Annotated in this window: 7 protein-coding genes; 4 read left to right on the top strand and 3 right to left on the bottom strand. The window is 61.1% G+C overall.

Annotated features, from left to right (window positions below):
- From ABIB78_RS36870 to ABIB78_RS36855, 4 genes are all read left to right on the top strand, one after another.
- Positions 1-3698: beta strand repeat-containing protein (locus ABIB78_RS36870; RefSeq protein ID WP_429033932.1), on the top strand; the 3698-nt coding region annotated here is incomplete at its 5' end.
- Between the two features lie 198 nt (positions 3699-3896).
- The gene (locus ABIB78_RS36865; protein ID WP_429033931.1) at positions 3897-5630 is read left to right on the top strand and encodes a type I secretion system permease/ATPase; all 1734 of its coding nucleotides are present in this window, start codon (positions 3897-3899) and stop codon (positions 5628-5630) included.
- Between the two features lie 8 nt (positions 5631-5638).
- Positions 5639-7009: an HlyD family type I secretion periplasmic adaptor subunit gene (locus ABIB78_RS36860; RefSeq protein ID WP_429033930.1), complete on the top strand. Its 1371-nt coding sequence runs from the start codon at positions 5639-5641 to the stop codon at positions 7007-7009.
- Positions 7010-7137: 128 nt separating this feature from the next.
- Positions 7138-7326, top strand: a complete 189-nt coding sequence (locus ABIB78_RS36855) for a hypothetical protein (protein ID WP_429033928.1) — start codon at positions 7138-7140, stop codon at positions 7324-7326.
- 678 nt (positions 7327-8004) lie between these two features.
- Here the strand turns inward: ABIB78_RS36855 and ABIB78_RS36850 are convergent.
- The 3 genes from ABIB78_RS36850 to ABIB78_RS36840 are packed head-to-tail and all read right to left on the bottom strand — an operon-like array spanning position 8005 to position 10285.
- Positions 8005-8382 (bottom strand): TadE/TadG family type IV pilus assembly protein, encoded by a 378-nt coding sequence (locus ABIB78_RS36850; protein WP_429033926.1) that lies wholly within the window; start codon positions 8380-8382, stop codon positions 8005-8007.
- 2 nt (positions 8383-8384) lie between these two features.
- Positions 8385-8963 carry a TadE/TadG family type IV pilus assembly protein gene (locus tag ABIB78_RS36845; protein WP_429033925.1) on the bottom strand — a complete coding sequence of 193 codons (579 nt, stop codon included), beginning with the start codon at positions 8961-8963 and terminating at the stop codon, positions 8385-8387.
- Complete coding sequence (locus ABIB78_RS36840) at positions 8960-10285, bottom strand: TadE/TadG family type IV pilus assembly protein (protein WP_429033923.1); 1326 nt, start codon at positions 10283-10285, stop codon at positions 8960-8962. Before ABIB78_RS36840 ends, ABIB78_RS36845 begins: the two co-directional genes overlap by 4 nt.
- Positions 10286-10441 lie beyond the last annotated feature (156 nt).

Here is a 10441-nt window from a genome sequence, read left to right as displayed (position 1 = left end):
GCGCCGGTCAGTCGATCACGGACAGCTTCACCGCGGTCTCCTCCGACGGCACCGCCAGCCAGCTCGTCACCGTCACCATCCACGGCACCAATGACGTGCCGGTGATCGGCGGCGTTTCCACCGGTTCGGTCACGGAAGATGTCGGCGTGGTCGCCGGCAATCTCGCCACCGGCGGCGCGCTCACCATCGCCGACGTCGACCAGGGCCAGTCCAATTTCACCGCGCAAGCCAGCACCGCCGGCAGCAACGGCTACGGCAGCTTCACGCTCGATGCGGCGGGCAACTGGACCTACACCGCTGACGACTCGCAGACCGCGATCCAGCAGCTCGGCGCCGGTCAGTCGATCACGGACAGCTTCACCGCGGTCTCCTCCGACGGCACCGCCAGCCAGCTCGTCACCGTCACCATCCACGGCACCAATGACAACCCGACCGTTACGGCGGGAGCGCAGAGTGTTCAGCTGGTAGAGGCGGGGGTTGGCACCGCGGGCACGGCCTCGGCCAGCATCACGCTTACTAAGGGTGATCCGGATACCGGCGACGCGGCCGTCTATGACGGTGCTGCGCTGACCGGGAACGGCTGGTCGACTGGCAATGGTGGCGCGACTTACACCAAGACAGGTACCTACGGCACGGCCACGCTGACCACGGCCACCGGCGTGGTGAGCTACGCGCTCAATAACGCTGCCAGCTCGACCAACGCCCTGGCGGGCGGGGCGAGCGCGACGGACAGCTTCACGGTGTATGTGAAGGACGGTAGCACCGGCAGTGCCAGCACGGCGGTCAACTTCGCCATCACCGGCACCAACGACAACCCAACCGTTACGGCGGGAGCGCAGAGCGCACAGCTGGTCGAGGCGGGGGTCGGCACGTCGGGTACGTCGAGCGCAACAATTGCTCTGACGAAGTCGGATCCGGATACGGGCGACAGCGCTGTGTACGACAGCGCCTCGCTGACCGGCAATGGCTGGTCGACCTCAGATAGCGGGGCAACCTATACCAAGACGGGGGCCTACGGTACCGCGACGCTGACGACGGCGACGGGCGTGGTGAGCTACGCGCTCAACAACGCTGCCGGCGCGACCAACGCCCTGGCGGGCGGGGTGAGCGCGACGGACAGCTTCACCGCGTATGTGAAGGACGGTAGCACCGGCAGTGCCAGCACGGCGGTCAACTTCGCTATCACCGGCACCAATGACAACCCGACCGTTACGGCGGGAGCGCAGAGTGTTCAGCTGGTAGAGGCGGGGGTTGGCACCGCGGGCACGGCCTCGGCCAGCATCACGCTTACTAAGGGTGATCCGGATACCGGCGACGCGGCCGTCTATGACGGTGCTGCGCTGACCGGGAACGGCTGGTCGACTGGCAATGGTGGCGCGACTTACACCAAGACAGGTACCTACGGCACGGCCACGCTGACCACGGCCACCGGCGTGGTGAGCTACGCGCTCAATAACGCTGCCAGCTCGACCAACGCCCTGGCGGGCGGGGCGAGCGCGACGGACAGCTTCACGGTGTATGTGAAGGACGGTAGCACCGGCAGTGCCAGCACGGCGGTCAACTTCGCCATCACCGGCACCAACGACAACCCAACCGTTACGGCGGGAGCGCAGAGTGTTCAGCTTGTGGAGGCTGGAGTTGGCACCGCGGGCACGGCCTCGGCCAGCATCACGCTTACCAAGGGTGATCCGGATACCGGCGATGCGGCCGTCTATGATGGCGCTGTGCTGACCGGGAACGGCTGGTCGACTAGCAATGGTGGCGCGACTTACACCAAGACAGGCATCTACGGCACGGCCACGCTGACGACCGCCACCGGAGTGGTGAGCTACACGCTCGACAACGCCGACCCCGATACCAATGCGCTGGCGCAGGGTGCCAGCGTCAGCGACAACTTCACGGTCTATGTCAAGGACGGCAGCACCGGCACTGCCAGCACGGCGGTCGACTTCGCCATCACCGGCACCAACGATGCACCCACTCTAAACGGTGCAAACTGGCAGTGGGGAACAGGAAATCAAAGTAAAGTCCTTACCGTGTCAGGCACAGTCTCCGACCCCGATACAGGCAACTTGACCAGCGAGACGATCAAAGTCGACTGGGGCGATGGCACAACGACAACCTTACATCCGGCAAGCGATGGTACGTTCAATTTAAACCACACGTACTCGAACAGCGGGAATTGGACCGTTACGCTTACAGTTACCGACCAAGCTGGGGCGGTAGTCCAGCAGTCCACGGTCACGTCCAACAAAGGATCTGGATCGTTCCCCGCAGGAGTCTCCGGCGAACCGATGAATCTCGGTTTGACAGACCCCACCGGCAACCACGGTGAGGTGTCGCTCACAATTACGGGAGCACCGTCCGATTGGACCATAAGCGGTGGAACACACAATTCAGACGGTTCGTGGACCGTAGTGACCAACGACGTTGGTTCGCTAACTGTAACGACATCCACGTCCTATAGTGGTGCACTCGTGCTCAATGTTGCTGAGTCTTGGACTCATGTCGACGGCAGCACGGGAAACTCAATCGTTCTCGACAACATCGAAGCTTACTCACCAGGCTCCCCCATCTTCGCCTGGTCCGGCAACGACCACCTGACCGGCTCGAGCGGCCACGACACGTTCGTGTTCTCGCAACCGATCGGCGACGATGTCGTGCACAACTTCGAAGTGTCGTCGGACGTGATCGACCTGATCAGCTACGGCTGGCAGAGCTACGCTGACGTCCAGGCCCACACTGCGGACGACGCGAGCGGCAATGCGGTGATTACACTGGCCGACGGGCAGACGATCACGCTCGACGGCGTGCATGCGGAGGACATGACCGCGGCGAACTTCGAGTTTGACGTGACGCCGACGGTCGAAAATCCGGGCGCGATGACCGTAGGTGACGGCGCGATGCTGCCGCTGTCGGGCGTCATCCACAACACCGGCGAGATTGACCTGCAGGCCTCCGGCGACGACACGCTGCTGCAACTGATCCAGAGCGGGATTACGCTCAACGGCGGCGGCCACGTGGTTCTGTCCGACGATGACCACAACGTTATCGCCGGCACGGCCTCGAACGTCACGCTCGACAACGTCGACAACGTGATCTCCGGTGCAGGCCAGATCGGGCAGGGCAGCCTGATGCTGAGTAACGAGGGCATCATCGATGCCACCGGCATCCATGCCCTGGTGATCGATACCGGCGCCAACGTGATCGCCAACGCCGGCACGCTGGAGGCGACCGGTGCAGGTGGGCTGGTGCTCGCCAGTGCGGTGGCCAACAGCGGCCTGATCTGGGCCAATGGCGGCGCTGTGACAGCAGAGGGCGAGGTTACCGGCAGCGGCAATGCGCTGATCAGCGGGGCCGGCACCATCGAGTTCGGGGCAGCCTCGGCGGCAGGCGTCACCTTCGATATGACTGCCGCCGGCCACCTGATCCTGGATGACGCCTTCCACTTCTCGGGCACGGTGAGCGGCCTCGATGGCAACGACGACATCGACATCAAGGGCGTCAGCTTCGGCGCGGGGACGACCGTGGGCTTCACCGAAAACCAGGCGGGGACCGGCGGCAACCTGACGGTGTCGGACGGCGCTCACTCCGCCAACATCGTCCTGCTCGGTCAATATGATCCGACCGGCTTTGCCGAGAAGGCCGATGCAACGAATGGCACGGTGATCACCTATGATCCGCACCACATCGCCTAAGCAGCGTGAACCATTCACCTTGGGAGAGAATTACACGGAAAGAGGCCGAACTCCGAAAGTTTACCCTCCCGCCTGTTTTGCACCGGCAGCGGCTTTGGTGCGGCCGCCGGCTGTGCTAAATAGGGCAGATTGGATGATTGATTTGCTCAAACCTTTTGGCTGTCGCCTGCTGGCTACCAGTGATCATATTTTCAGGGGATGGCTCCGGCCAAATTTCGCGTGAGTACCCTTCGTAAAAGAGCGGACGAATTGCGGCAGTCACTGCAGGCCTGCCAAGGCTATTTTACAACTGCAGCCACATTCAGCCTGGCCATTAACCTTCTCTACCTGGCCGGCCCATTGTACATGCTGCAGGTCTATGACCGCGTGATCTCAAGCGCCAGCGAGATCACGTTGTTGATGCTGACTCTCGCGCTGTTGCTGGCGTTCATGGCGCTTGCGGGTCTCGATGCGGTACGGGCACGCGTGCTGACGCGCACCAGCATCCGCCTCGATCGGAAGATCGCGCCGCGGGTGATGACTGCCATCATCGACCATTCGGCTAGATTGGGTGGCGCCCGCAGCCAGCTGCTGCGCGATTTTGACACTTTCCGACAGTTCATTACTGGGTCCGGAATTCACGCTGTTTTCGATCTGCCCTGGGCGCCGATCTACATCGCGGTGATTTTCGCTCTGCACCCTTTCCTGGGTGCATTTGCGCTGGGGTGCTCCATCATCCTGGTCCTGATGGCCTTTCTCAACGAATGGATCGTCAAGCCTCCGCTCTCGGAATCCAGTGAGGCGGCAAATCGAAACTACAGTTTCACCGAGATGAGCCTGCGCAACACCGAAGTGGTGCGCGCCATGGGGATGACCGCGGGTCTCTTGAATCGTTGGAGCCGGGATCGCGACCGCATGCTCGAGCGCCAGGTCGCCGCCAGTGATCGCGCGGCGACGATGCAGAGCATGATCCGTTTCCTGCGGCTTTCCATGCAATCCTTGATCCTTGGCCTTGGTGCCTATCTGGTGATCGAGCGCATGACCACCGCCGGTGCCATGTTTGCCGCCAGCATCCTGCTTGGCCGCGCGTTGCAGCCGGTCGAACAGATCGTTGGGTCATGGCGCAGCCTCATCTCCGCCCGCGGCGCATTCCTGCGGGTGCGCGAGCTGTTGGCTGCCAATCCACCGCGTCAATCAGGACTGACGTTGCCGCGGCCCGAAGGCCATCTTTCCGTCGAAGCGCTGTCCTTTGCCGCGCCTGGAACATCAAAGCCCATTCTGCGCGGTGTCACCTTCCAGATCGAACCGGGTGAAGTCCTGGGCATTATCGGCCCCTCTGGCGCCGGCAAATCCACGCTGGCGCGTCATATTGTCGGCGTTCAGGCGCCATCGGCAGGGGCCGTTCGCCTCGACGGGTCTGACGTTTCGAGCTGGATCAGGTCCTCGCTCGGCGAGCATCTCGGCTATCTACCGCAGGATATCGAGCTGTTTGCCGACACGGTGGCCGCCAATATTTGTCGATTCAAGGATGGAGACGACAAGGACATCATTCTGGCGGCGCGAATGGCCGACGTACACGAGATGATCCTGCGGCTCGTCGACGGCTATGATACCCAGGTCGGGGAGGGTGGCGCGATCCTGTCCGGAGGCTACCGCCAGCGCATCGGCCTCGCACGCGCGGTCTACGGCAATCCGAGCCTGGTCGTGCTCGATGAGCCGAGCTCGAACCTTGATGCCGAGGGCGACGCGGCGCTGGCCGACTGCATCACGCAGCTGAAGAAGCGCGGGACCACGGTGGTGATCATTTCCCATCGGCCGGCCACAATTGGCGTGGTCGACAAGATATTGGTGTTGCGCGAAGGCGTGGCCGAGATGTTCGGACCGCGGAGCGAAATCCTGGCGCGCCTCACGCGGCCCGTGCCCGTTCCTGCAGTTCGGGGAGCGACCGGTTAGGAGAAATCATGACATTGCTTGATGTCACAGACCTGTCGATGCGTCCTGCTGCTGCCCCACGCGGGACCAAGCGCGCGAACAGGGACGACGGACCAAACGACTCCATTCGCAATGTCGCTGGAGCCGGGTGGCTGATCATTGCCATCTTCTTCGGCGGCATCGGCGCCTGGGCGGTGACAGCGCCGCTCAACGGGGCGGTGGTCGCCAATGCGGTCGTGAAGGTCGATGGCAACCGCAAGAGCCTCCAGCACCTCGATGGCGGTATCGTCAAGGAATTGCACGTCAGGGAAGGCGACAGGGTGCTCGCGGGCGACCTGCTGATCGTCCTGGACGAGACCCAGGCTCGCGCGGAGCACGAGGTGCTAACGCAGCAATATGCCGTGCTTCGTGCGTCGGAAGTCCGGCTGCTGACCGAGCTGGATCATGGCGCCCAACTTGTCATGCCGCCCGATCTGAAGGCGCGCTCCGACGATCCCTATTTCAAGAGCGTCTGGAACGGGCAGGTCAGTCAGTTTGACACCCGCCGGGCCTCGCTCGAAGGGCAAAGAAGCGTCGTTCGCGAGAAGATCAATCAGCTGGGGTCACAGATCGTGGGCTCGGAAGCGCAGGTGAAGTCGTTCACCAACCAGATCGATTCGGTGCGCAAGGAGGCCAAAGACGTCGCTCCGCTCGTCGAACGGGGGCTGATCGCCCGTCCTCGTATCCTGCAGCTGGAGCGGACGGCGTACGGCCTCGAGGGCCAGATCGCCGATGCAAACGCCAGCATCGCGAAGGCGCGCCAGGCGATCGCGGAGCAGGAGCAGCAGATTGCCCAGTTCGACAACGACCGGATGACCGACGTCACGAAGGATTTGCGCGACACCCAGGCCAAGCTCCTGGAGGTCATCCCCAAGGCGATGAACGCCAAGGCGGTGTTGGGCCGGATGGAAATCCGCGCTCCCTATACCGGCCGCGTGGTTGGCCTGAGCGTATTTTCGGTGGGAGGCGTGATCCAGCGCGGCGACAAAATCCTGGACATCGTGCCCGACGAGGATTCGCTGACCATCGAGGCGCAGGTGGCGGTCGAGGATATCAGCGACGTGCACCCGAACACGCGCGCTGAAGTTCACCTGACCGCCTACAAGCAGCGCATCGTTCCGATCATTCATGGCGACGTCATTCAGGTCTCCGCGGACCGTTTGACCGATCCCAAGACCAACAATCCCTACTACACGGCCTTCGTTCGGATCGACCAGACCGAATTGGCTGCGATGCCCAACATTCGCCTTTACCCGGGGATGCCGGCAACGGTGATGATCCCAACGGTCCAGCGAACCGCGTTTGATTACATCGTCGGGCCGCTCGCGATGTCCTTCAACCACGCGTTCCGGCAGAAGTGAGTGTTAGACGTATCCTTCCCAGTCAAAGTTCCCTGGCGTCGATTAATTGTTTTGAAATCGCTGTTGCGCTCGTGCCACCAATGATGCCCTGCGTAGGTCTATGCTGCTCCCTTTAACGGGGCGCTCTCATGTATGACGTATACTTGAGTGGAAAGAACGATCTGCTGGTTATCCGACGCGGACTTCTCATTCCTTCGAACCTGGGCGGAAATTGGCGAAAAAAAAAGCGCACCGTGCGATCGGTGAGCGAAAAAATCCGCGAGGATGTCGAAAAGCGTGGCTATCACTGGCGCAAGCTGGCCAGTCAGATTCGGTGAGACAGGTAAGTGAAGCGTGGGTTCTGCTTACGTCTTCGGCTCATTCCTAGCTAAGGCTGCCGTGCCTCGGACCGTGAACCGTCGATTGCCATAACAGCCTACGAGAGCGGACGCGGCGGCTCGCGGGCGGAGAGCGCTCGGTCCGTTTCGCCACTCAGTCGTACTTGTAGCGCTTTTTCTTGGAACTTTGACCCACCCCGCGCTCGCCTTAAGGCTCTGGTTACCGCTTTCGGTCAGCATTCACTATTGCAGGTAGGTCGCGACAGCGACAGCAAAGTTTCGACACAACTGAAACTCTGACAGCCAAGTTGGCGGTCTCTTTCGTAGGAGGGGCCCACCATGATCAAGGGCTTCGCGATAGCCGCATTAGTGGTGCTTGGAGCATCGCAAGTAGATCAGTATCTCACGTATGGTCGGTACACCGACGCGACGCTGGCCATGCTGAGGCAGATCAGGCACTCATTTCGCATTTGAAACGCGCGGCGCGCCAACACACGCACCAGCTCCAGCCTGTCTGCGCCAGTGTTGGGGGGATTCGGAGCAATCTAGATTAGGCCGGGGAGGCGAATCATCCGGCGCCGCTCAGCGAGTAAGCCCGGCCCCGCACGGACGCAACGCGTCCAGGCGGGAGCATGCGTTTTATCAGACGCTAACAGGCGATGTCGGAACGATTCAATCTTAGGGAAAGCAGGCCGTCGCCGAGACCGGAATCACCAATGTCCTGGACCCCACATTCATTGAGTAGTTGACCGATGCGCTGACGGAATTGCCGCAAGCAGCAACAGCATATGTAAAGGTGGGCGATACGTTTGGGCCGAAATACCGACTCTTGGTGTAGGCGATAATTGATGCTGAATCCGAGCACACCGTGGTTTTGATCGATGCACATCGGGCGCCGTCTTCTACAGCAAAGTGGAGGCTCCCAACGAGAAAGAGGGCGACGCAAAGTGTGATGGTGCCGACGAGGAGCGCAATCAGAACGGGTGCAATAAGAGCGAATTCGACCGCTGTCGTTCCGCGTTGATCGAGCCGCAAAGTTTTCAGGGGCTTATGCACGGTTAGCCTAATCGGATCATTGCCGTTCCGGTGACGGGAGTCGGGAGACCGCTGGCGATACTGAGGCCCGGGAATAGTGGCGTGTAGCTAAAGGTTGTTTGCACAACGATGTAATCACCAGGCTGCAAGGTTGGCATGCCGGCGGCAGAGCAATCGGCAGGCTTTGACGTGACGTTACTGATGTACTGCAGCGCATTCGACGAATTGATGCAGTAATACCCCTCCGACGGCGAGCCCGAGATCATGGAGACGCGCGTCCCCAGGGACGTGCTCTGAAGGGCATTCTGCATGGCCGTTGTCAGCCCAGGGCAATTCGTCGTTGCCGGCAGATGCGACAGATCGCAGCTCTTCCACGCGGCTTGGCCAGCCGCCTGCGTGGCGTTCTCCACCTGCATCCGCTGGTAAATGTAGAACGATACGTCGGCGACGTTCGCGAGCGCGACCGCGAGGATGATCACGAAGAGACCGAATTCGACCGCGGCGACGCCGCGCTGGTCGGCGGCGATCGCCTTAATCCGATCAGCAAAACCGAACGCAGCTTTGCGTGGCGAATTCAGCCAGCTCGGGAGCCCTGGTTTCATAAGACCAACGTCGCTCTGCCAGGTATCGTGGTCGACGGCATCGACAATCCCGCAGGGATACATTCGCCATTCGGCAGGATCATCCCTGTTCCGTTCACGGTGATGTCCTTGACGACCATCGCAAAGCAGGATTTTCCGAACCCGGCCTTGTTCACGGCGCCGCTCAAGGTGACGCTCGAGTTCGACAGATAGGCGAGGCCGGTAATGTTCCACGCCGGGCTATTGCCCGCCGCCGAAATGTCGACACCATTCGTCAGCTTCGGATCCTGGTAGATGGCGACGCCTGACCAGGTTCCGGATGTCGGTGCGGCGATGTCGAGCGTGCCACCCCCAGTAGGGCCATGGGTGTATGAACCCGAATTATCGCCGGAGAAGATCACTGTAAGTCCGGTCCCCTTGGTCGTCGTAAACGAGTATCCATTGGTGTCCAATTGACCGTTCTCGATAACGAGTACAGCCCCCGCCGGGGCGTCGATGGTGACATTCCCGGTGAGTCGAAGATCACCACAGACCACGAAGCTACCGCCTAGCGATTGGGATCCGGTCCATTGGTTGCTGGCCGGCAGGGCCGGGTCGTTCTTTTTGGTCGGCTCCTGCGGATAGGAGCCGCAGGGATCGGGTGGAATTTTGCTGGCGAGGGCCGCATAGGCATCAGCGACAGCGGGCACATTCGAATACTGGTTCACGCCGCAGCCGTTATTGGTGTTGTGCGCCGCGCCGATCGGTGCCCCGAGGTTGCCGCCGTTGCACGTCGATCCGGTGTTGGACATCGCGTTGCAGGCCATGCTGGCCTTTGGTGCGCCGTTGGACCGGATCCCTTGAGATCCAAGCGCCAGCAAACAAAAGTCGGTCGGCGAGCTCGGCCGTTTCGCAACCGATGCGGCGCCGATCTGCTTTGCTGGGCCACCATTTAATGTTGCGTCACCTCTGTATCCGACAACCTGCGACAAATATAGCGGCACATACCCCGAAATGGTCGCGCTATAGCAGTTGTTGCCGCCGCCCGGACATGCCGCCGTGTTGGAAACGGTGACGCTGACGTTGCCGGCACCATCCACAAACCCATATCGCGCCGCGACCGCCTTGGCTTCGATATCGTAGTTTGAGCTGTTGTTGGTCGCAGCGGCCAGAGCGGCCGCATCGGCAGCGTTTTGCATGCCGCGCGTCCTCATGGACCAGTTCGATACCTCGAAGCCGATACCGAGCGCTCCGATCAGAGGAACCAGCAGGACACCCATGATCACGCTGACGGCGCCGCACTGATCCGAGCGCAGACGGCGGATATGGAAAAACATCGAACAAACGGCCACGACAATCCTCATTGATCATTCACGAGGACCGGAAAGCGCAAATCAATGCTTCACCCGTGACACAAAACCATTAAGAGAATGCCTATTTTTACCGGAATAAGCGATGCAACGAATCTTCAATTGCACCTAGAAGCCATGGAGTGAATTCAGGTTTGCTAAGATCTTCCT

Source organism: Bradyrhizobium sp. I1.14.4 (assembly GCF_050435825.1).
Taxonomy (GTDB): Bacteria; Pseudomonadota; Alphaproteobacteria; order Rhizobiales; family Xanthobacteraceae; genus Bradyrhizobium.
Note: the sequence above shows the minus strand (reverse complement) of the source record. Positions and strands in the feature narration are given on the sequence as shown.